Here is a 20,842-nt window from a genome sequence, read left to right on the forward strand (position 1 = left end):
ACGAGCTCAGCCCCGGCCCGGCTCAGTACCAGCGCTCGTTCGGGTTCCCCGCGTCGCCGTTGTGGAGGTAGACCGTGCCGGTGTTGGGGCTGCTCCCGGTCCAGTCCAGGAAGTAGCCGCTGAGGACGTTCTGCAGCTTCCAGCCGTCCCCGGTGTTGATCTCACGCCACCGCATGTGCCCGTCGGTGGCGTCCTTCGCGTCGTTGCAGGGCATCGTCTCGACGGTGCTGCCGTAGCCGGTCAGGCAGAACCCCGCGAAGTCGACCTCGTCCCAGGTGCCGTCGCTGTTCTCGATGTCGGTCCAGTTCGACGCGGGAGGGTTGCTCCCGTAGGCCATGAACGGCTGTGCCTGGTAGCCGTTCGACGCAAGGTAGTAGGAGTGGCCGTACAGACCGTTCTGCCAGGTGATCCCGGACGCGGCCGAAGCCGGTGCGGCCGCCCCTACGGCCAGCAGCGACGTCGTGACCAGCCCCAGGAGGGACGCCTTGACGAAACGGGCCGTTCCACGCGAAGAGGTACGCATGCTCGGTAAACCCTTTCTTGTCATGCATGGTCGGTGCGACAATCTTGCGCACACGAAGGATGAATCCGATCTGGCTCTTGCAAGCTCGGCTGTGCTGTCGCTCCCGGGCCCGGAGGCGGTGACGTGCGCCCGGACCCGGGCGACGAGGGGCGTTTCTTCCCCTCGCTGCCTTGAAGCTTTCGGGTTCGGTCCAAGTCCCGCCATAACCGCGGACGATCGGGCAACAGTCACCCACGGCGCAACCGCGCGGCCTGCACTTTGGTGCGGCGTCCCACGGAATCCGCAACGCGGACCTGGAGGGATCTCGTTGCGGCGTTGCGGCAACCGCCACCCGCCTACTGCAACCAGGACGGCACTATCGCGGCAACCGAACTATGGCGCCCCGACGGGTCATGGGCCACCCTGCGCAACGGGCAGGCCAGGCAGGCCGGTCCGATCAACATCCCGGACACCGTCGAGATCGCCCCCGCGCCCTGCGGACCTGATGCCCGACAAACCGCGGCCCCCACCAAGTCACCGGTGGGGGCCGCTTCGTCACCTCAGCTTGAGCGACGCAGTTCCTGTTGAGGGGTTCAGCCGTCCAGTGCGGAGCATGAGGCACCGAGTCGAGGATGTGACGCCCAGTCAGGCCTGCCGTGCGGGCCTGTCATCGGCGCCGGCCCGGGGTTCGCCGCCGCTCCAGTTCCAGTTGGTGATCGTGGTGCGCATCAGGCGGACGGCGGTGGGGAGGTGGCTGTCGGCGGACCAGTAGAGGGTGACGGTGCGGCGGCAGTCGGGGCTGTCGACGGGTATCCAGGCGACGGGGGCGCTCACGGCGTTGCGTCGGGCGAATGCGGGGGCGAGGCCGATGCCGAGGCCTGCGATGATCAGTTCGGCGATGGCGCCGTGCTCGTCGGCCTCGCAGACGATCTTCGGGGTGAGGCCGCGCGCGGCGAAGAGGCGATCGAGCAGGCGGCGTAGCCAGTGCCCCGGGCGGGCGGTGACGAAAGGCTGGTCGGCGAGTTCGTCGATGGTCACGGACGCCCGCCCCGCCAGCGGGTGGCCGAGGGGGACGCCGATTCCCACCGCCTCGTCGAACAGTTGCACCGATTCCAGGTCTTCGGCGTGGATCGGCTGCGAGGCGACGCACAGGTCGACCTCCTGGGCGCGCAGGCGCCGGGCCATGTCCTCCGGCGGCGACCAGTGGAGTGCGAGTTCCACGGCGGGATGGGCGCTCTTGAAGGCCGCCATCGGGCCGGTGAGGGTGAGGAAGGTCTCCGAGGCCAGCCGCACGGCGCCCAGGCCCTGACTGCTGGCCTGGGCAACGGCGCGGCGGCCCGCGTCGAGCTCGCCGAGGGCGCGTTCGACGTGGTCGCGGAAGAGCCTGCCCGTGTCGTTCAGCCGGAGCCGGCCACCGCGATCGAAGAGTGCTGCGCCCAGTTCGCCCTCCAGGCGCGCGATGGTTCGGCTGAGCGACGGCTGGGCGATGTGGAGCTCCTCGGCCGCCCGGCTCAGGTGCTCCAGTCGGGCCACCACCAAGAACTGCCGGAGCGAGTTCAGATCCATCATGACTCCCGAGGCATAGCGTCTTAGCAATATTGATCTTTGGCAAGATGCCTCGGGAATCATAGTGTGAGGGTGCGTCAGAGCACGAAGTGACAGTCTCACAGAAGGAGTTGGGTGCCATGGCCACGCAGCACGAGGAAGACGAAGCCGCGGTCCGCCGACTGATCGGCCGGATCGTCGAAGGGCTTGAGGCCAAGGACGTCGAGGTCCTGCGGGAGGTCTACGCGGCGGACATCGTGTCCTACGACGTCGAGCCGCCGCTTCAGCACGTCGGAGTGGAAGCGAAGCTCGAGAACTGGGCGCCGGTGCTCGCGTTCCTCGACACCGTGGCGTACGAGATCCGCGATCTGACGGTCACCGCGGACGACCGCCTGGCCTTCGGGCACGCGCTCGCCCGGCTGAGCGGCACGCTGAAGGACGGCTCCGCGATGCGGGGCATGTGGGTCAGGGTCACCTACTGCTGCCAGAAGTTCGACGACAGGTGGCTCATCGTGCACGACCAGGTCTCGGTGCCGCTCGACGTCGTCAGCGGCAACGCGATGGTCGACCTCGAACCCTGACGGGCCCGGCCCGCACTCACCGATCGATCACCCTTCCAAGAGGAGCAAGTCGAACCATGAACGCACGCTTGAACCTGCACACCAGCCCCATCGCGGCCAAGGTCCTGAAGCACGTCGTCGCGGCGGGCCGGGCCATCAAGGAGTCGGCGCTGCCGGAGACGACCATCGCGCTGATCGAGATCCGCGCCAGCCAGATCAACGGCTGCGGATTCTGCACCGACATGCACACCAAGGAGGCGGCGCACGCCGGCGAGACCGCCACCCGGCTCAACCTGGTCGCGACCTGGCGGGAGGCCACGGTGTTCACCGACGCCGAGCGCGCGGCCCTGGAACTGACCGAGCAGGGCACCCGCATCGCCGACGCGGCCGGCGGCGTGCCCGACGAGGTCTGGCAGAACGCGGCCGCGTACTACGACGAGGAGCAACTCGCCTCACTCGTCTCGCAGATCGCCGTCATCAACGCCTTCAACCGGGTGAACGTCATGATCCAGCAGCCCGCCGGCGACTACCAGCCCGGCCAGTTCGGCTGAACGGCCTGCGGACATCACGCTCCGATCCGCCCCGATCCGCCCCGATCCGCCCCGATCCACAACAACGGAAAGCGAAGACCCATGCTCTCCAAGTCCATCCTGCTCGCCGCACTGGCCGCCACCGTCACCGTCACCGCGGTCGCGGTGCCCGCCTCGGCAAACGCGACGGCCACGACGGCACCTGCCTCCTCCGCTCCGGCCGACTCCGGCCTGGCGACGTTCGTGCACCTGCCCGCGGACCAGGCCGCCCACCCCGGCGTGCAGGACGAGTGGTGGTACACCGTCGGTCATCTCCGGGCCGGCGGGCACCAGTTCGGCTACGAGGTCCAGATCGTCGCCGGGTCCGGCCAGACGCCCCCGCAGACCGAACTGGCCCTCACCGACCTGACCACCGGGCAGTACTACACCAAGACGACCAACTACGCTCCCGCACAGGGCACCTTCTCCAGCACCTCCCTCGACGTGAGCCTGCCGACCGCGAGCCTGAGCGGTCCGATGAACGCGATGCACCTGACCGCCGAACTGCCACAGGGCACGCTGGACTTGACGTTGAACGCGAAGGGCCCGGTGCTCTACAACGACGGCAACGGCCTGATGCCGTTCCTCGGCGGCAGCAGCTACTACTACTCGCTGCCCGACCTGGCAACGACCGGCACCCTCACCGAGAACGGCACCTCCTACCACGTCACCGGCACCTCCTGGCTGGACCGCCAGTGGGGCAACTGGAACTGGAGCACGCTGTCCAAGTGGACCTGGATGGGCGTCCAACTCTCCAACGGCGAACGCCTCAACCTGTGGGACCTGTTCGCCGACGGCGCCGAACAGCACTACGCCACCGTCCTGAAGCCCAACGGCACCACCGAGGTCGTCCCGGTCCAACCGCTCGCCCCCGAAGCCGGCGGCTTCTGGACCAGCCCGACGACCGGACAGCGGTACGCCACCCACTGGACCGTCCACATCCCGGACCTGAACACGACACTGACCGTCTCCACACCACTGCCGCAGCAGGAGGTGCAGACCGACGGCGGGATCTTCGAGGGCGACAGCACGGTAACGGGAACCGTCCGCGGCACACCGGTCACCGGCCAGGCCTACGTGGAGCAGCTGGGCAACTGGCACTGACCGGCCGCACCGGCCAGCGGTGCAGGTGGTACCCGCGATGTCGACAGCGGGTACCACCTGGCGTGGTACTGACGGCCTGTCATTCGCTGCGTACGCCCAACTCCGCTAGCCGTTCGAGCGGAAGATGGGCCAGCCGACCTCGGTGACCCAGGCGTGTTCGTCGGCCAGGTCGAGGGGGCCGCGGAGGTAGAACTCGCGCAGGGGGCCGGCGACGCCGATTTCGTGGCGTGTGGTGTGGGTGCCCAGGTCGGCGTAGGTGAGGTCGATGGTCTGGAGGGGGCCGCGGTGGACCGCGACCGCGAGTTCCGCGCCGGGGACGACCACGGTGCTGATCCGGCCGACCGGGCGCGCCGCGCCGTCGACCGGGACGAACACGAGGGCCTCGCCGCGCTCGTCCTGGAGCAGCTCGCTCGCGAACAGGCCGCCCATCGGGCCGGTCGGGCGCAGTCCTCGGGCTGTCAGGAAGCCGTGCAGTTCGCCGAGGGCGCCCTGCCACCAGCTCACCACGTCCTGCCGGTCGACGAGTTCGCGGATGCCGATCGCCGGCTGCTCGCGGACCGTGCGGTACTCGATGGCCGAGCCGTGTGCGGGCCGGGCCAGCAGGTCGCGCAGTGACTCGACGGGGCTCTGCGCCTGCGCCAGCCGGTCTTCCAGACGGGCGAGATGCGCGGTGATCAGGTCGTTGCGAGTGCTCACGTCCTCGGCGGCCAGCACCGCCCTCACGTCGGCCACTGGCATGTCCAGGTTCCGCAGGCGCACGATCACCTGGGCGGTGGGCACCTGGTCCAGGGAGTAGTACCGGTAGCCGGTGCCCCGGTCGACATCGGCCGGCGCGAGCAGCCCCACGTCGTGGTAGTGCCGCAACGTCTTGATGCTCAGATGGGTCACCCGGGAGAACTCGCCGACCGTCAAGCCTGTGTGCATGGCACCAGCGTCAACCCTCCCCCTGCCGGAGGGTCCAAGGCGGGGCCGCCGGTTGACTCTCCCGCACGGGCAGGGCCCACCGTTTGAGCAGACACCGTTTGATCAGGCACCGCACGGTGCCGGGGTCATCGAAGGAGCCACCTCATGAACACCAACGCCCGGGCCACAGTGCTCCCCGACGTCGTCGCCGCCTACATCGAGGCCGTCAACGCCTTCGACGTCGACGCCGTCATGGCCACCTTCTCCCACGACGCCGTGGTCAACGACGCGCGCCGTGAGTTCGCCGACAGCGCCTCGATCCGCGCCTGGGTGAGCAGGGAGATCGTCGGCGACAAGGTCACCATGGACGTGACGGAGGTCGCGCAGCGCGGCACCCTGACGATCGTGCGGGCGCGCTACGACGGGGAGTACGACAAGACGAACCTGCCCGACGAGCTGGTCCTGACCAGCTACCTCACGGTCGCCGACGGCACGATCGGCTCCCTGGTCATCGTGCACAACGAGCCGTCGCCCTACTGAAGGCGGGCCCGGCATGAGCACATTGGTCATCACCGAGTTGTTCGCCCGGCCCGGCCGCGGCGACGACGTCGCGACGCTGCTGCTGGACATCCTGGGCGAGAGCCTCAAGCACGAGGGCTGCGAGGAGATCCGCATCCTGCGCGACCAGAACGACGTCGACCACGTCGCAGGCCTGACCCAGTGGACCGAGGCGCACAACTACACCGACTACCTCGCCTGGCGCACCGCGCACGGCTTCACCGCCACGTTCGAGGCCATGCTCACCCGCCCCCTGGTGATCCACTACTACGACGGGATCTACCAGGGCCAGGGCATCGCGGCGCGCGACGGCGGTAAAGGCGACGGCGGAGACAGCGGTGAAGGAGACAGCGGTGAAGGAACGGGCTTGACTCTCGGGTAACCCGAGACGGCACAGTCATGGCTGTGGACAGGAGAAACCTGCTGCCGATCGGGCAGTTCTCGCAGGCCAGCGGCCTCTCGGTCACCGCGCTTCGGCACTACGACGCCAGTGGCGTGCTGGTGCCGACGCTGGTCGATCCGGTGAGCGGCTACCGGTACTACCGGCGTGACCAGGTGCGTACGGCGCAGTCGATCAGGGCGCTGCGGCAGTTGGACATCCCGGTCGAAGAGGTGCGCCGGCTGCTCGGCGGCGGCGAGGAGGAGCTGGTCGCCGCCCTGCAGGCGCATCTGCGGGCGGCCGAACGGCGGCTGGAGGTGCAGCGCTCCACGGTCCACCGCCTGTTGAGCCGACTGACCGAAGGAGCAGGGATGACCCACCGCGTGACGGTGCGCCAGGGCACCGCCGAACGGATCCTCGTTCGCGGGGCGACCGTGGACAACTCCGGGCTTGACGCCTTCCTCTGCAGCGCCTACCAGGAGATGTACGAGGTCGCCGGCCGCGGCCCGCTCACGCTCCCCAGGCCCGCGTTCGTGCGCTTCCACGGGGTGTGCGACGACGAGAACGAGACGCTCGTCGAGGCCTGCCTGCCGTTCTGGGAGGACGGCGCGCAGCCCACGGACCTGCCCGAGGGCATGACCGTGCGCGAGCTGCCCGAGACCGCCCTCGCCTGCACGGAGGTCGAGGGCGCGGCCGCTGTGTTCCCGCAGATCCTCGGCGCGTACGACGCCGTCGCCGACTGGATCACCCAGCACGGCTTCGCTTTCGCGGGCCCGGTCCGGATGGTCTTCCGCCGCTGGACCGGGACGCCGGACGCCCCGGACAACCGCTTGGAGATCGCCTGGCCGATCGGCGAGCCCGTCGACGATTAGGTCGGCACCGTGGTCGGCACGCCCTGCTCCGGTTCGTGAGGAGTGGGGCTGAGGTGACCCTGTAGCCGGGCGTGGCGGAACTGGTAGACGGCGCCGACCTGGCGGAGCACTCCCCGGTGATGGGCGTCCTCCAGGAACGCCATGGTCGACCAGGGGAGCCGGCCGGTCAGGGGGAGGCAGATGCGGGTGAAGAGCACCCACTGACCCCAGGCGGTGAAGGAGAGGACGTAGCAGAGGGTTCCGGTGATCCCGCATTGGACAGCGACACGGAACTGCTCGGAGTAAGCGGGCCATGGGCTGATGTGGCTCCGGAAGATCACGCTCGCCACTGCCCGCCAGAGAGTACTGAAGGCGATGGTGATCACCGGAGCGACGAGCAGTGTTTGACGAACGACCGTACGGCGATTGACGGCCAGTAGATTCGCGGGTGTGGCGGCGGATCCGATCTCCAGTGGCGCCTCCAGGGCGGCCATGAGCCCGAGGGCCAGGCCGCCAGTCGCACCGAAGGTGCCCACATCCAGGGTCGTGCGGATCAGGATGGCCTCGGCCATGGACTTGGCGACGACCTCCGTTGCCCCCGGAAAGTGGACGAGTGACAGATACAGGCCACGTTCGAATCCCAGGACGGAGCCGACCAGCAGTCCGGCGCACGAAGCGGTGCGCAATCTGCGGACGGGCATGGCACCGGTTGGCCGGCCGAGGCCCGGTAGGCGCAGCCGTATGAGGGACGGTTCGAACCTCTCCTTGCGCAACGCCACGGCGAGTCCGTAGACCAGCCCGAAGGCCAGGCTGACGATCAGGCTGTCCAGTAATCCGTCCAGAACGATCCCGGGCAGTGTGAACGGCACACCGGGCGAAAACAGGTGTGCGATCCCGCTCACGAGTGCGCCGCTGAGGTCTGTCACCAAGGTGCAGGCAAGGACGACGGCGAGAACACGCGCGGTCAGGCTCAACCCGGTCGGCAGCTGCCACCATGCCAGGTCCTGGCGGTCGCGCTGCTCGGGCCGGGCGAGGTGCCCGGCGAGGTGGCTGAGGTAGTGCCGGGCGCGGTCCGGGGCCCACGTGCGGCGCGGGCGCGGGGGAGCGGTGTCGGTCCGGGCCGTCGGGCCGTCGCGGTAGACGGTGGGGAGGAAGCCGGCCAGCAGGTGCTGTTCGAGGGCCTGCGGGGTGGGGAAGCGGGTGGTGTCGAGGAGCTCGGCCGGGTCCTGTCCGGGGGCGTCGCTGTAGCGGGTGCGGGCGAGCAGCACCATCAGCGGAGTGCTCAGCACAGTGGTGAGGTTGACGGTGGAGCAGCTCTCCGGGTGGCTTCGCAGCTCCGCCAGGACGGGATCCCACATGGTCGTGGCCGGGCTTCCCGGCTCGCCCGGCGCGGTCGGTCGGGCGGTGCGTGGCAGGTAGTGCGCGAGGTCGTCCGTGGTCAGGTCGGTCAGTTCGATGCCGGCGGCCCTCCTGAGCACGCCGGTGGTGGCCGCGTCGGTGTACTGCTCGGTGCGGCTGGTCAGCAGCAGCGGCAGGGTCGTCGCGTTGAGTTCCTGGAGGGCGGGTCGGTGGAGTCCCGGGGCGATCTCGTCGAAGCCGTCGAGGACCGGCAGGATCCAGCCGGCGTCGACCAAGGCGGCCGCCAGCGTCGAACGGCCGGCGGCACGGGCGGCGAGGTGCGGGTGGTCGCGCAGCAGCCGGTCGACGAGCCAGTCGCGCAGCGCGGTGACGGTCGGGTCCCACGATCCGATGCTGAAGATGACCGGCACGGGATCACTGCCGGTGCGGGTGGCCAGGTAGTGGACGACGAACCGCGTCGTCAGCACGGTCTTGCCGGAGCCGGCCCGGCCGAGCACCACCAGCCGCCCGGATCCGATGCGGCGGTAGACCTCCGCGATCCGGGCCAAGTCACCCTCCAGCGACAGCGTCCCGGTCGCGGCTCCGGGGGCCGTCCCGCTGATGTTGTCCCGGTGATCGAGGAGGCCGGCAGGGGCCGACCGCCACCGCACGGGGAGCGGGAACGGATCGTGGATCCGGCGCTGCTCCTCCTCGCGGATCCAGCGGCTGTGCACGTTGCGTGCCAGCGCCTCGGCGGCCTCCGCGAGATCACCCCGGGGCGCCAGCACGCCGGGCCCGGTGGTCGGCGCGGGCGCGTCCTGGTCCAGCTCGTCCACCGGTTCCGGGGGGAGGGAGATGGCGGGAACGGGTACGGCGCTGGGCCGCAGGACCTCCTGGTGGGCGGCCAGGACGTCAGGGCCCGGCTCGACACCGAGCTCGTCGACCAGCGTGCGGCGCAGCCGGCCGAAGACCGCGAGGGCCTCCGCCTGTTGTCCGGTGCGGTGGAGCACCAGCATCAGCTGCCGGTGGAACGCCTCGCGCAGGGGCTGTTCGGTGATCAGTCCGGTGAGCTCGGGGGCCAGGCCGAGGTGGCGGTCGAGCGCCAGTTCGGCGTCGATGCGCCACTCCAAGGCCTGCCAGCGGGCCTGGGTGTACCGCTCGATGTGGGGTTGGGCCTCAGGCAGGTCCGCGAGGTCGGGTAACGGTTCGCCGCGCCAGAGCGCGACCGCCTGCCCGGTCTGTCGGCTGACGGTCGGCCAGTCCTGCCGGAGGTAGGCGTCGCGGGCCAGCGCGAGCGCGTCGGTGAAGTCGTCGGCATCACGTTCGCCTGCTCCCACGCCCAGCAGGTATCCGCCCGGGACCACCCTGATCCGTGACTCGTCGGCGCCGTCCTCGGCCAAGGCGCGGCGGAGTCGCGCGACGTGGTTCTTGAGCGAGGCGTTCGCCGTGGCCGGCGGGTTCTCTCCCCAGAGGGCTTCCTGCAGGCGGTCGGTGGACACCGGCTGATTGGGGTTCAGCAGGAGGACGGCCAGCAGCGCGCGCACCTTGTGGCCGTCGAGCGTCCGAGCTGACGTTCCATCATGGACGGTCAGCGGACCGAGCAGGCTGAAGCGCACCGGTGTTTCCCCCCAGGACCCGTGGGCTCGCCTTCGTGTCCGACGAGGTCCCGTTGCCCGCATGTTACTGGTCCGTTGACGATCTTTGCAGTCATTGTCGGTTCGTGGGCGGACGGCCGCTCGGCCTGGGGCTCGGGGCCCGCTGCCACCGCTCGTTGTCGGCGCGTGAGTGCCGGGTTGCCGGGAACCGGAAGGCTCTTGCCGTCGGGAAGAAGCAACCAGTCCAAGGGGGGCGACAGATGAAGTTCAGCCGCGTGCGCGCTTCGGTAGCCGTTGATGGGGAAGCGGGTCGAGCCGGCGCGCGGCGGACCAGGCGACGCACCGGCACGCGATCGGGTCGGGTCGCCTTCGGTCTGGCCTGTGTCGTCATGCTCGGACTCGGACTCGCTGGTTGCGGCACTGCGGTGACCAAGCACCCCCGGGCGCAGCCGCTCCCGGCGGGCGCTGTCGCGGCGTCAGCGCTGCCGGGCACGAGCGCACCCGACGTGCCGACGCCCTCGGCGTCGGTGACACCGAGCACCTCCGAGACTCCGGCGCAACCGGCTCCCGAGGATTCCGCCGCCACCCCGGGCAACGCCGCCACGGCGCCCGTCTCCAGCACGACGACCGTGACCGCGGTCCGCTCGGGTCTCGCCGCGACCACCGCCGAGTCGTGGACGGCGCAGACCGCCGGCCCGGTGCGCGATGTCCGCGGGCACGACGTCGCGCTGAACGAGTGCGCGAGCGTGCACGACGCCGCGACCTGGCAGCAGCAGCCGTATCTGAGCGGCGCCGGCAACCCCGCGGTGCTGGAGCTCTACATCTTCGGCACCGAGGCCGCGGCCGACACCGCGTACGAGCAGGTCACGTCCGGCATGAGCTCGTGTCAAGCCACGTCCAGGGCCCTGCAGAGCGCGAAGCACGTCAACACCGACGCAGCGGCGCAGCAGACTGCGACGGCCCCGAAGGCGGCGGCGTTCGAACGCAGCTGGACCGGCGTCGAGGGCCTGTCGGCCGCGGGCACGCAGACCAACCACCTCTACCTCGCGGCGGCCGGCACGTCCGTGCTGGTCCTGCACTTCGACGAACTGGGCGGCGGATCCTCGGCCGCTCCGTACGACGTGCACCAGGACCCGAACGTGCTGTCGCTGCTCACGAACCTGCTGGCCGGCCCGGCCGGCACGCACTGACACACGCAGGATCAGCGAAATCACTGAAGGGAAGTCATGTCCATCCACAAGCACGTACGGGGCGTTGCGATACTCGCGGCCGCGTCACTGGTCGGCGCGGCGGCCGCGCTGGTACCGGCCGGCGCCGCCTCGGCCGACACCGTCGGGCTCGGCAGCCCCACCTCGACCGGATCCCTCGGTCCGGCCGCCCCGGGCAGTGCGATCACCCAGCAGCAGATCATCGCCAGGGCACACGACTGGATCGACAACAAGGTCCCGTACAGTGAGAAGGCCGCCTGGCAGGACGGCGCGACCGGCGGTCCGTACCGTGAGGACTGCTCTGGATTCGTCTCCATGGCCTGGGGCCTGACGGACAGCCTGGTCACCCAGACCCTGCCGAGCGTCGCGACCACCACCGCCACCAACATCAGCGGTGACACCAACCTGCAGCCGGGCGACGCGCTGGACTACACCGCCGACCACGTCGTGCTGTTCGACTCGTGGGTCGACCCGGTCGCGGGGACGTTCGACTACGACGCCGAGCACACCTACGGTGAGGTCGCCGACCAGCGGCAGGGCAGCATCTACTCCAGCACGCTGGAGGGGTTCTCCATCTCCGACTTCATCGCTCTGCGCTACAACAACATCGCCCCGGCCCGGACCTCGCCGGTGTCGATGGATGCTGCCGGTGATCACGTGGCTTTCGTTGACAGCAACAGCAATGTGACCAACGACTATGTGCTGAACGGTGCTTGGCAGGCGCCGTCGGGGATCGGTGGTCAGGCGCGTTCGGATTCGCCGGTGGTGTTCGATGCGAAGGCGGACCATGCGTTCTTCGTCGACGGTAGCGGCAACGTCGTCAATGACTGGGTGAGCAACGGTGCCTGGCAGGCGGCGCAGCAGATCGGCGGTCAGGCCCGGGCGGGTTCGCCGGTGGTGACGAATGCGGCCGGCACCATGGTCGCGTTCGTCGACAGCAGTGGCAATGTGGTGAACGACTGGTCTGACAGCGCTGGTTGGCACGGTCCGGCCCCGGTCGGTGGGCAGGCCCGCTCGGACTCCGGGTTGGCGCTGGATGCCAACGGTGACCACCTGTTCTTCGTGGACACCAGCGGCAATGTCGCCAATGACTACGTGCTCAACGGCGCCTGGCAGGAGGCCACGATCGCCGGTCAGGCGCGGGCCGGTTCCGCCATCGCCACGGACACAGCCGGCGACCGCGTGGTGTTCGTGGACGGTGGCGGCAGCATCGCCAACGACTGGGTGAGTAACGGCACCTGGCAGGGCCCGTCGGCGATCGGGGGTCAGGCCCGCTCCGACAGCGCGCTGGCTCTGAACGCCAACGGCGACCACCTGTACTTCGTGGACACCACCGGCCAGGTGGCCAACGACTACGTGCTCAACGGCGCTTGGCAGGAGGCCGCGATCGCCGGCCAGGCGCGTGCTGGTTCCGGCATCGCCACCGACGCTGCCGGTGATCACGTGGTGTTCGTGGACGGCAGCGGCAGCGTCGCCAACGACTGGGTGAGCAACGGCGCCTGGCAGGGCCCGACCACCATCGGCGGCACCAGCCGCTGACCACCGCCGAGTCCCACAGGTACGACCAGACCACCGCGCCGGCTGGCCCTTACAGCCGGCGCGGTCCACGAGTAAGGAATCGGATTTGTCAGTCATCCGTGGTCTGCGCATGACCCTCATCGGCGTCACGGCGATGGCGGCCGTGTGCGGTGCGGCGGTCTGCCCGGCAGTCGCGTCGCCGGAGCCGGAACCGGCGCAACAGAGTTCGCAGCCGGCGTCGATCGCCATGTCGGGGACCGTGTCGGACGCCCGCGCGGAGAAGGTGTCCGGTGGGGTGATCACCCTGCCCACCTCGCTGTCGGCAGTGGCGCGAGCACGCATCGAGGTGGACGGCACGTTGGTGGGCCGCACCGACGGCGCGGGCCGATTCGCCTTCGACTACCCGGACGCCGGCGGCAAGGCCGTGACGGTCACGGTGTCGGCTCCGGGTTTCGGCAGGTACCAGGTGGCGGGCGTGACCCCGGCGCGCACCGGTGACGCGCTGACCGTACTGCTGACGGGCAAGGCACAGTCGATGACCGAGCAAGGCGTCGCGCAGCAGGCTCCGCCCGATCGGGCCGCGGCAGTGACGTCGGCGACGGCGAGCGGCTCCTGCGGCGGCTACTCCTCCAACACGACCCCGCCCTCGACCATCACGGTGATGGAGTACGGGGCGCACGACAGGACCGGTGCGCCGGTGACGGGCACGGAGATCGGCGTGGTCCCGGTGCCGTTCGAGAGCTACGTCCAGCACGTGCTGCCCAGTGAGTGGATCCCCTCCTGGGCGCCCGACTCGTTGAAGGCCGGCGCAATGGCGGCCAAGACCTACGCCTGGTACTGGGTCAACAACTCTCGCGGCGGGATCTACAACGGCACCTGCTACAACGTCAACGACTCGACCGAGTACCAGGTCTACAACCCCACCGTGTCCGACCCCGCCACGGACGCCGCCGTCGCGGCGACCTGGAACACGGTGATGACCCAGAACGGCTCGATCTTCGAGGCCTCCTACCTGAACGACCTCACCGACAGCACGTCCGAGGCCTGCGGCGCCGGTGCGTCCAGCTCCCGGCAGACGCTCAGCCAGTGGGGGTCGCAGGCCTGCGCCGCCGCCGGGTACTCCTGGCAGTCGATTCTGAGCACCTACTACCCCGGTGTGTCGTTCAGCGGGGCATCGAACCTCGGCACGGTGTCGATGGACGCGGCCGGTGATCACGTGGCGTTCGTCGATACCAGCGGCAACGTCACCAACGACTATGTGCTCAATGGTGCTTGGCAGGCGCCGTCGGGGATCGGTGGTCAGGCGCGCTCCGATTCGCCAGTGGTGTTCGATGCGAAGGCGGACCATGCGTTCTTCGTCGACGGCAACGGCAACGTCGTCAATGACTGGGTGAGCAACGGTGCCTGGCAGGCGGCGTCAAAGATCGGCGGTCAGGCCCGGGCGGGTTCGCCGGTGGTGACGAATGCGGCCGGCACCATGGTCGCGTTCGTCGACAGCAGTGGCAATGTGGTGAACGACTGGTCCGACAGCACTGGTTGGCACGGCCCGGCCCCGGTTGGCGGGCAGGCGCGCTCCGACTCCGGGTTGGCGCTGGATGCCAACGGCGACCACCTGTTCTTCGTGGACACCAGCGGCAATGTCGCCAATGACTACGTGCTCAACGGCGCCTGGCAGGAGGCCACCGTCGCCGGCCAGGCACGCGCCGGCTCCGCCATCGCCACCGACGCGGCCGGCGACCACGTCGTGTTCGTGGACGGGAGCGGCAGCATCGCCAACGACTGGGTGAGCAACGGCACTTGGCAGGGTCCGTCGGCGATCGGCGGTCAGGCGCGCTCCGACACTGCACTGGCCCTGAACGCCACCGGCGACCACCTGTACTTCGTGGACGCCAACGGCCAGGTGGCCAACGACTACGTGCTCAACGGTGCCTGGCAGGAGGCCACGATCGGCGGTCAGGCGCGTGCCGGTTCCGGCATCGCCACCGACGCGGCCGGTGACCACGTCGTGTTCGTGGACGGCAGTGGCAAGATCAACAACGACTGGGTGGCCGATGGCGCCTGGCAGGGCCCGACAACCATCGGCGGCACCAGCCGCTGACCATACAGAACCAATTCTCCGACGGCCGGCACGGCCACCAAGGAACGGGATATGAGAACACGTCATCGAATACTGAGACTGCTCCGTCCTGCCGCACTGGCAGCCGGACTGCTCCTGATGGTCGGCGGCACGGTTGCGGCCCCGCCGACCGCGGCCGCCGCAGCGATCGCCCCAACCACCGTCACCGACCCGGCCCAGTACGTCAATCCATTCGTGGGCACCCAGAAGTCCACCAATTTCGGATCGTCACTCGACGGTGGGCACACCTTTCCCGGCGCCTCCGCACCGCTCGGCATGGTCCAGTGGAGCCCGGACACCGTCGGGGGCGGGGGAGGCGCCAGCTACGACTACACCAGCAACCAGATCCGCGGCTTCAGCCTGAACCACCTGTCCGGCGCCGGCTGCGACATCTTCGGCAACTTCCCCTTCATGCCGATGCTGGGCAGCACGCCCGGTGGCCCCGCCGGCTTCTCGCACACCAACGAGGCCGCCTCGCCCGGAACGTACTCGGTGACGTTCGACAACGGCATCACCACCAACCTGGCCGCCACCCAGCGCGCGGGGATCGCCCAGTTCAGCTACCCGGCCGGGCAGACCGCGTCGCTCACCGTGGACGCGGGAACGGCCCTCAACGCCGGCTACAGCGGGAACAGCGGCAGCCTCACCCTCGGCAGCAACCGGATCAGCGGCTCCAGCAGCAGCGGTGGGTTCTGCGGCACCGGGTCGGAGAAGTACACCGTGTACTTCTCCGCCATCTTCGACCGCAACTTCAGCAGCTCCTCCCTGCTCAACAACAACCAGCAGGCGCTGGTGTCCTTCGACACCTCGACCAACCCCACCGTCACCGTCCGGGTCGGCCTCTCCTTCGTCAGCGCCGACAACGCCTACGCCAACATGAACGCCGAGGTGGGCGGGAACTCGCTCGACACGGTCAAGGCGGGGACGCGGGCCGCGTGGAACACGGACCTGAGCCGGATCGCGGTGGGCGGCGGCTCACTGCCGGACACCAGGACCTTCTACACCGCGCTCTACCACTCGCTGCTGGCCCCGAACGTGTTCAGCGACACCGACGGCAGGTACCCCGGCTTCGACGGCCAGATCCACACGGCCGCGACGGGTCATGCCCAGTACGCGAACTTCTCCGGCTGGGACGTCTACCGCTCGCAGGTGCAACTGCTGGCCCTGCTCTGCCCGCAGGAGGCCTCCGACATCGGCCAGTCGATCGTCAACCAGGGCAACCAGGCCGGGTACTTCGACCGTTGGACGGTGGCCAACAGCGCGGACGGCGTGATGGACGGCGATCCGATGCCGATCATCGGCAGTTCCCTGTACGCCTTCGGCGCCACCCAGTTCGACGTCTGGGGCCTGCTCTGGAAGGCCTGGGGAGGCACGGTCAACGAGAACGAGCGTCCGTTCCAGGGCGAGTACCTCGGCCAGGGCTACGTGTCGACCGACGCGGGGTGGTCGGCTTCGGCGACCCTGGAGTACGCCACGTCCGACTTCGCGACCGCCCAACTCGCGGGCCGGCTCGGCGACACGGACATGCACGACACCGAGCTGCACCGCTCGACCAACTGGCGCAACCTGTTCAACTTCCAGAGCGGCTACCTGCAGCCGCGCGCCGCCGACCACAGCTGGCCCAGCTTCACGCCCACGGCGGGGGACGGCTTCGCCGAGAGTGACGGCGCGCAGAACGTCTGGGCGGTGCCGCAGAACCTGCACGGCCTGATCACCGCGATGGGCGGGAACGGAAAGGCGGTCGGCCAGCTGGACTCGTTCTTCGGTCAGCTCAACGCCGGGACGAACTCCTCCTACGCCTACCTCGGCAACGAGCCCTCCCTCGGCACTCCGTGGGTCTACGACTACGCGGGCCGCCCCGACCGCACCCAGGCCGTGGTGCGCCAGGCGCTCACCCAGCTCTACTCGGACGCGCCGACCGGCGAGCCCGGCAACGACGACCTCGGCGAGATGTCCTCGTGGGCGGTCTGGTCCGCGCTCGGCATGTATCCGGAGACCCCCGGACGGGCCGAACTGGCGCTGGCCAGCCCGCTGTTCCCGAGCATCTCGATCACCCGCGAGAACGGCGTGGTCATCAACATCAGCGCACCGGGCGCCGCCGACAACACCCCCTACGTCTCGGGGCTGACCGTCAACGGCGCGGCGAGCACCCACCCGTGGCTCGGCGAGGACTTCGTCGCCAACGGTGGGACCCTGCAGTACACCCTGAGCAGCACGGCCAACCCCCAGTGGGGCTCGGCGACCACGGACGCGCCGCCGTCCTTCGACGTCGGCCCGAGCACCCCGGCCACCGGCACGATCACCGGACCCGGCAGCAAGTGCCTGGACGACTCCGCGAGTTCGGTGGCGGACGGGAACAAGATCCAGATCTGGGACTGCAACGGCACGGCCGCCCAGCAGTGGACCCTCGCCCCGGACGGCACCGTCCAGGTCCTCGGTCACTGCCTGGACGTGTTCGGGAGCGGCAGCGCCAGCGGTACGCAGGTCCAGCTGTTCACCTGCAACGGCACCGGCGCGCAACAGTGGTGGCCGAAGGCCGACGGCACTCTGGTGAACACGCCGTCCAACCTCTGCCTCGACCTGCCGAACGGGAACACCACCAACGGTCAGCAGCTGCAGATCTTCACCTGCAACGGGACGAGCTCGCAGAAGTGGACCGTCCCGTGACCGGGGCGTTGGATCAGTGACTGAGCGAGAGGGCTGAGCGGGTCTGACGACTCGTGTGACGTGGCGGGTTCGGGGAGCACCGAACCCGCCACCTTGCTGAGGAGATCCGATCCCGTGCCGCGAAACGTCCGAGTCTCTGGGTGTATGAAAAGACCATCCGTTTGAGTGATCATCGCGGCCGGGGTCCGACTTCTGACTTCTCGTCATCGATGATCCCGTTCGGGGCGCGCCGTGCCCCTGCCCAGCGACGACACCGTGCGCTCCTGGGCACGAGACACAACGCTCCGTATCGGAGGCACGTTCCATGATGAAGTCCAGGCGCCAACGCGGGCGCCGCGCCCGCTTGTTCGCGGTGCCACTCGCGCTCGCCGTCGCCCTGCTGGCCGACCTCGGACTGGCGGGCACAGCGCAGGCTGCGGACCCCACGCTGACGGATGCGTTCGACGCCGTCGGCACCACGCACATCGGCAGCATCAACGCCGACGTCCCGCTCGGTCCGACCACTCTGACGGAAACCCTCGATCTCGCCAATTCCCAGGTCGTCGACGGCACTCTGCCGCTTCCGGATCAACAGGTGCAGTTCAACGCGCTCGGATTCATCCCGATCCGGGCCACCACCAGCTTCACCCAGGTCGGCCCGGTCACCGGCCAGCTGACGAACACCGGTGCCGGCCAGAACACCCTCTCCTCGAACGTCTCATACACCATCAGGCTGAGCAACGTCCAGGTCAGCGTATTCGGCGCCTGGATCCCGCTGTTCGTCGGCGACCACTGCCAGACCATCAATCCCGTGAACATCACCGCCGCCACACCCGCGGGCGGCAACTTCACGGTTCAGGCCGGCGGCGACGTCACCGGGGCCTACACCATCGGCGACTTCCAGAACTGCGCGCCCCTCCAACTCCCCGACGTCTTCGGTATCGGATCCCTGCCCATCAACGCCCTCGTCCCGGGCACCAACAACACCCTCACGCTCCACCTCTCCAACCCGAGTTACGTCGGCAGCACCTCGTAAGGCCCTGGGGTTGAGAGCCCCGTCGGCCGCTGCAGCGCTGTGCCCGGGAGTCGGCCGACTCCCGGGCACAGGAGCGGCGGGCCTCAGAGGAGGGTGTGCCAGTAGTACCAGAAGCGGTTGAGGATCAGCATCACGATCGTCAGGTACCAGAGCGCCGGCACCACCCAGTGGTAGCCGGCCGCGCCGTCGATGGCCGGGCGCCAAGGGGCGGGGGTGGGAATGACCTGGTGGCGGAGGTTGTGCAGCAGGGTGTACCAGAAGAGCGGGATGGTGGCGGTCCAGACCACGATGCAGTACGGGCAGACGGCGCCGATGTGGTAGAGCGTCTGGTCCATCAGCCAGGTGATGAAGCAGACGCCGAACAGGGTGCCCGCCTGGAGGCCGAGCCAGAACCAGCGGGGGAGCCGGGCGCCGGTCAGGGCCACCACGCCGACCGTGACCACGACGGCGAAACCGGCAACGCCGATGAGGGAGTTGGGGAAGCCGAAGGCCGAGGCCTGGCTGGTGCGCATGACGGAGCCGCAGCTGATGATCGGGTTGATGTTGCAGCTCGGGACGTAGGAGGGGTCCTCCAGCAGGCGGATCTTCTCCAGGGTCAGGGTGATCGAGGCCGCCAGGCCGACGGCGCCGGCGATGAGCAGCAGCAGGGCGTAGGAGCGGGCGGCGGTGACGGTGTCCGTCAGCTTGCCGGTGCGGGGCGGCGCCTCGGCGGCGGCTGTGGTGGCGGTGGTCATCTCGGCTCTCCCCGGGCTCAGTTGGCGGAGACGGTCTGCTGGATCAGCTGGGTGTACTGCGTGGAGCTGATCGGCGTCCCCTGGCCGTCGAAGACGGTCAGCTGCTTGCCGTTGAGCTTGAGGGTCGGCGTGCCGCTGACACCGCTGTTGTTGAAGGCGTCGGTCACCTTGTCCACCCAGGGCTTGTAGGTGCCGTCCTTCACGGCCTTGGTGAAGTCCGGGGTGACCAGCCCCGGGACCTGGGCGGCGAGGGCGAGCAGGTGGCTGGTGCTGGCGAAGCCGTCGTTCTCCTCGGCGGGCTGGTTGGCGTAGAGCACGTCGTGGAACTTCTTGAACATGGCCGGGCTCTCGTTGAGCGCGGCGCCCGCCGCCGCCAGGGCGTTGTGCGAGCCGCTGCCGCCGAGCCGGGAGTCCAGGAAGGTGGCCATGTGGTAGTGGATCACGTACGTTCCGTTGTCGGCGAGTTGCTGGATCGTCGTCCCGTCGGTCTTCTCCAGCTCGTCGCAGATCGGGCAGCGCAGGTCCTCGTAGACGTCGAGCACGTTCTTGCTGGCGGGGTTGCCGTAGACGATCACGGTGCCGTCGGTGCCGCTGCTGTTGGCGGGCAGGACGAGCGGTCCGCTGGAGCCGCCGTTGCCGGCCAGGGCGACGCTGACCCCGGCCGCGACCACCACGACGGCGAGGGATATCGCGCCGATGGTGATCTTGCGGCGGACGGTCGCGGCGCGCTGTTGGCGCTCGCGCTCGGCGCGCATCCGCTCGCGGGCGTTCTGCTTGGCACTCTGCTTGGCGTCCTGGTTGTTGCGCTGGCTCATGATGGCGTGTCTCCCTGACGCGCCCCGCAGGGCCGGCGGGTGGACAGCCGGGCAGGCGGGCGCGGATGGTCGTCGTGGGTCGGGGAGCGCGGGGGCGGGCCGAGTCGGGTTCCTCGGGTCTCGGTGCCGTCGCGCCGGCGTGCCTGGTCGGCCCTCAGCGGGCCGCGACGACCAGGGGCGGACCGCGCCGGGCCACGGCGCGCAGCAGCACGTCCTGCGGCCGGCGGCGGTCCGGCGTCGGGCGGTGGGGCAGGCGCGGGCCGGGCGCGGGTGCGGCGGGCGCCAGCAGCCAGGTCAGCAGGAGCCGCACCGGGCGCATCGCGGTCAGGGCCAGGGCGGCGAGGAGTTGGAAGGCCGCGTGCTCGCCGCGCCGCAGCCACAGCGCGCCGAGCAGCGCCGCCGCGAGGTGGGCCAGCAGCACCAGGGCGAGCTGACTGGTCGTCAGATGCAGCTGGGTGGTGAGGATCTGCTGGAACGGCGCGGCGATCACCTGGTGGAGTGCCCCGCCGCCGACGGTTGGCGCGGGCGCGCCGCCGCACAGCAGGTCGGGAAGCAGCCCGCCGCTCCTGACCGGGCCCGCACAGGTGTCCTGGCCGACGTTGTAGAGCGTGTTGAGGGCCAGCTCCAGGGTGCCCAGCACGATCGCGATCCGGGCGAACCCGCGCTCCACGGCCGCCAGCCGCAGCGTCACCGCGAAGGTGGCCAGTCCGGCGGCGGCCATCACGGTGGGCGGCAGCGGTGCGCCCGTGAGCAGGACGTGCCCGCCCGCGGACAGCACCAGCAGCAGCGCGGTGAAGACACCTGCGCGCAGCATCCGGATCGTCGCCCCGAGTTCCATCGGGATCGAGTGTCGCGTCCGCGGCCC

18 protein-coding genes are annotated in these 20,842 nt (G+C 69.7%); 11 read left to right on the forward strand and 7 right to left on the reverse strand.

What is annotated here, in order from left to right:
- Window positions 1–22: 22 nt before the first annotated feature.
- Together FHX73_RS27910 and FHX73_RS27915 are read right to left on the reverse strand one after the other, a co-directional pair.
- The gene (locus FHX73_RS27910) at window positions 23–523 is read right to left on the reverse strand and encodes an RICIN domain-containing protein (RefSeq protein WP_145908670.1); all 501 of its coding nucleotides are present in this window, start codon (window positions 521–523) and stop codon (window positions 23–25) included.
- Window positions 524–1,147: 624 nt separating this feature from the next.
- On the reverse strand, window positions 1,148–2,131 hold the full coding sequence (locus tag FHX73_RS27915; protein ID WP_246213917.1) for a LysR family transcriptional regulator: 984 nt from the start codon (window positions 2,129–2,131) through the stop codon (window positions 1,148–1,150).
- 56 nt (window positions 2,132–2,187) lie between these two features.
- Here FHX73_RS27915 and FHX73_RS27920 point away from each other — a divergent pair, with 56 nt between their 5' ends.
- The 3 genes from FHX73_RS27920 to FHX73_RS27930 all read left to right on the forward strand — a co-directional run bounded on the left by FHX73_RS27920 (window position 2,188) and on the right by FHX73_RS27930 (window position 4,280).
- Complete coding sequence (locus FHX73_RS27920; protein ID WP_145908671.1) at window positions 2,188–2,628, forward strand: YybH family protein; 441 nt, start codon at window positions 2,188–2,190, stop codon at window positions 2,626–2,628.
- Window positions 2,629–2,684: 56 nt separating this feature from the next.
- Window positions 2,685–3,158: a carboxymuconolactone decarboxylase family protein gene (locus FHX73_RS27925; RefSeq protein ID WP_145908672.1), complete on the forward strand. Its 474-nt coding sequence runs from the start codon at window positions 2,685–2,687 to the stop codon at window positions 3,156–3,158.
- 81 nt (window positions 3,159–3,239) lie between these two features.
- Window positions 3,240–4,280 (forward strand): lipocalin-like domain-containing protein, encoded by a 1,041-nt coding sequence (locus FHX73_RS27930; RefSeq protein ID WP_145908673.1) that lies wholly within the window; start codon window positions 3,240–3,242, stop codon window positions 4,278–4,280.
- Window positions 4,281–4,385: 105 nt separating this feature from the next.
- Here FHX73_RS27930 and FHX73_RS27935 read toward each other — a convergent pair whose 3' ends face one another.
- Window positions 4,386–5,204: a MerR family transcriptional regulator gene (locus tag FHX73_RS27935; RefSeq protein WP_145908674.1), complete on the reverse strand. Its 819-nt coding sequence runs from the start codon at window positions 5,202–5,204 to the stop codon at window positions 4,386–4,388.
- A 144-nt stretch (window positions 5,205–5,348) separates the two neighbouring features.
- Here FHX73_RS27935 and FHX73_RS27940 point away from each other — a divergent pair, with 144 nt between their 5' ends.
- Genes FHX73_RS27940 through FHX73_RS27950 form a run of 3 tightly spaced genes read left to right on the forward strand, consistent with a single transcriptional unit; the run spans window position 5,349 to window position 6,992 of the window.
- A complete protein-coding gene (locus FHX73_RS27940; protein ID WP_145908675.1) occupies window positions 5,349–5,723 on the forward strand; it encodes a nuclear transport factor 2 family protein in 375 nt (124 codons plus the stop codon).
- 13 nt (window positions 5,724–5,736) lie between these two features.
- Window positions 5,737–6,123, forward strand: a complete 387-nt coding sequence (locus FHX73_RS27945) for a putative quinol monooxygenase (RefSeq protein WP_145908676.1) — start codon at window positions 5,737–5,739, stop codon at window positions 6,121–6,123.
- Window positions 6,124–6,140: 17 nt separating this feature from the next.
- The gene (locus tag FHX73_RS27950) at window positions 6,141–6,992 is read left to right on the forward strand and encodes a MerR family transcriptional regulator (protein WP_246213918.1); all 852 of its coding nucleotides are present in this window, start codon (window positions 6,141–6,143) and stop codon (window positions 6,990–6,992) included.
- On the opposite strand, the gene FHX73_RS27955 is transcribed toward FHX73_RS27950, so the two are convergent.
- Complete coding sequence (locus FHX73_RS27955) at window positions 6,989–9,925, reverse strand: BTAD domain-containing putative transcriptional regulator (protein ID WP_170305105.1); 2,937 nt, start codon at window positions 9,923–9,925, stop codon at window positions 6,989–6,991. The two genes, FHX73_RS27950 and FHX73_RS27955, sit on opposite strands and share 4 nt — an antisense overlap.
- 404 nt (window positions 9,926–10,329) lie before the next feature.
- On the opposite strand from FHX73_RS27955, the gene FHX73_RS27960 reads away from it, so the two are divergent.
- The 5 genes from FHX73_RS27960 to FHX73_RS27980 all read left to right on the forward strand — a co-directional run bounded on the left by FHX73_RS27960 (window position 10,330) and on the right by FHX73_RS27980 (window position 18,428).
- Window positions 10,330–11,094, forward strand: a complete 765-nt coding sequence (locus FHX73_RS27960; protein ID WP_145908679.1) for a hypothetical protein — start codon at window positions 10,330–10,332, stop codon at window positions 11,092–11,094.
- Between the two features lie 333 nt (window positions 11,095–11,427).
- Window positions 11,428–12,651, forward strand: coding sequence for a PLL family lectin (locus FHX73_RS27965; RefSeq protein WP_145908680.1), 1,224 nt, complete (start codon window positions 11,428–11,430; stop codon window positions 12,649–12,651).
- Between the two features lie 109 nt (window positions 12,652–12,760).
- Entirely contained in the window at window positions 12,761–14,728 is a 1,968-nt protein-coding gene (locus tag FHX73_RS27970; RefSeq protein WP_145908681.1) for a SpoIID/LytB domain-containing protein, read from the forward strand.
- A 51-nt stretch (window positions 14,729–14,779) separates the two neighbouring features.
- The gene (locus FHX73_RS27975) at window positions 14,780–17,413 is read left to right on the forward strand and encodes a GH92 family glycosyl hydrolase (protein WP_145908682.1); all 2,634 of its coding nucleotides are present in this window, start codon (window positions 14,780–14,782) and stop codon (window positions 17,411–17,413) included.
- Window positions 17,414–17,717: 304 nt separating this feature from the next.
- A complete protein-coding gene (locus tag FHX73_RS27980) occupies window positions 17,718–18,428 on the forward strand; it encodes a hypothetical protein (protein ID WP_145908683.1) in 711 nt (236 codons plus the stop codon).
- 83 nt (window positions 18,429–18,511) lie between these two features.
- Here FHX73_RS27980 and FHX73_RS27985 read toward each other — a convergent pair whose 3' ends face one another.
- The 3 genes from FHX73_RS27985 to FHX73_RS44965 form a co-directional block, all read right to left on the reverse strand.
- Window positions 18,512–19,162: a vitamin K epoxide reductase family protein gene (locus FHX73_RS27985; protein WP_145908684.1), complete on the reverse strand. Its 651-nt coding sequence runs from the start codon at window positions 19,160–19,162 to the stop codon at window positions 18,512–18,514.
- A 17-nt stretch (window positions 19,163–19,179) separates the two neighbouring features.
- Window positions 19,180–19,977, reverse strand: coding sequence for a DsbA family protein (locus FHX73_RS27990; protein WP_145908685.1), 798 nt, complete (start codon window positions 19,975–19,977; stop codon window positions 19,180–19,182).
- 154 nt (window positions 19,978–20,131) lie between these two features.
- Window positions 20,132–20,815 (reverse strand): hypothetical protein, encoded by a 684-nt coding sequence (locus FHX73_RS44965; RefSeq protein ID WP_170305106.1) that lies wholly within the window; start codon window positions 20,813–20,815, stop codon window positions 20,132–20,134.
- Between the last annotated feature and the right edge of the window lie 27 nt (window positions 20,816–20,842).

The organism is Kitasatospora viridis, assembly GCF_007829815.1.
GTDB lineage: Bacteria > Actinomycetota > Actinomycetes > Streptomycetales > Streptomycetaceae > Kitasatospora > Kitasatospora viridis.

Bases quoted from the DNA above. Each gene is read 5' to 3' on its own strand.
- FHX73_RS27985 (WP_145908684.1), bottom strand. From the start codon at position 19,162: ATGACCACCGCCACCACAGCCGCCGCCGAGGCGCCGCCCCGCACCGGC.
- FHX73_RS27915 (WP_246213917.1), bottom strand. From the start codon at position 2,131: ATGATTCCCGAGGCATCTTGCCAAAGATCAATATTGCTAAGACGCTAT.
- FHX73_RS44965 (WP_170305106.1), bottom strand. From the start codon at position 20,815: ATGGAACTCGGGGCGACGATCCGGATGCTGCGCGCAGGTGTCTTCACC.
- FHX73_RS27970 (WP_145908681.1), top strand. From the start codon at position 12,761: ATGACCCTCATCGGCGTCACGGCGATGGCGGCCGTGTGCGGTGCGGCG.
- FHX73_RS27940 (WP_145908675.1), top strand. From the start codon at position 5,349: ATGAACACCAACGCCCGGGCCACAGTGCTCCCCGACGTCGTCGCCGCC.
- FHX73_RS27980 (WP_145908683.1), top strand. From the start codon at position 17,718: ATGATGAAGTCCAGGCGCCAACGCGGGCGCCGCGCCCGCTTGTTCGCG.
- FHX73_RS27925 (WP_145908672.1), top strand. From the start codon at position 2,685: ATGAACGCACGCTTGAACCTGCACACCAGCCCCATCGCGGCCAAGGTC.
- FHX73_RS27910 (WP_145908670.1), bottom strand. From the start codon at position 523: ATGCGTACCTCTTCGCGTGGAACGGCCCGTTTCGTCAAGGCGTCCCTC.
- FHX73_RS27935 (WP_145908674.1), bottom strand. From the start codon at position 5,204: ATGCACACAGGCTTGACGGTCGGCGAGTTCTCCCGGGTGACCCATCTG.
- FHX73_RS27945 (WP_145908676.1), top strand. From the start codon at position 5,737: ATGAGCACATTGGTCATCACCGAGTTGTTCGCCCGGCCCGGCCGCGGC.
- FHX73_RS27950 (WP_246213918.1), top strand. From the start codon at position 6,141: ATGGCTGTGGACAGGAGAAACCTGCTGCCGATCGGGCAGTTCTCGCAG.
- FHX73_RS27990 (WP_145908685.1), bottom strand. From the start codon at position 19,977: ATGAGCCAGCGCAACAACCAGGACGCCAAGCAGAGTGCCAAGCAGAAC.
- FHX73_RS27930 (WP_145908673.1), top strand. From the start codon at position 3,240: ATGCTCTCCAAGTCCATCCTGCTCGCCGCACTGGCCGCCACCGTCACC.
- FHX73_RS27965 (WP_145908680.1), top strand. From the start codon at position 11,428: ATGGCCTGGGGCCTGACGGACAGCCTGGTCACCCAGACCCTGCCGAGC.
- FHX73_RS27975 (WP_145908682.1), top strand. From the start codon at position 14,780: ATGAGAACACGTCATCGAATACTGAGACTGCTCCGTCCTGCCGCACTG.
- FHX73_RS27920 (WP_145908671.1), top strand. From the start codon at position 2,188: ATGGCCACGCAGCACGAGGAAGACGAAGCCGCGGTCCGCCGACTGATC.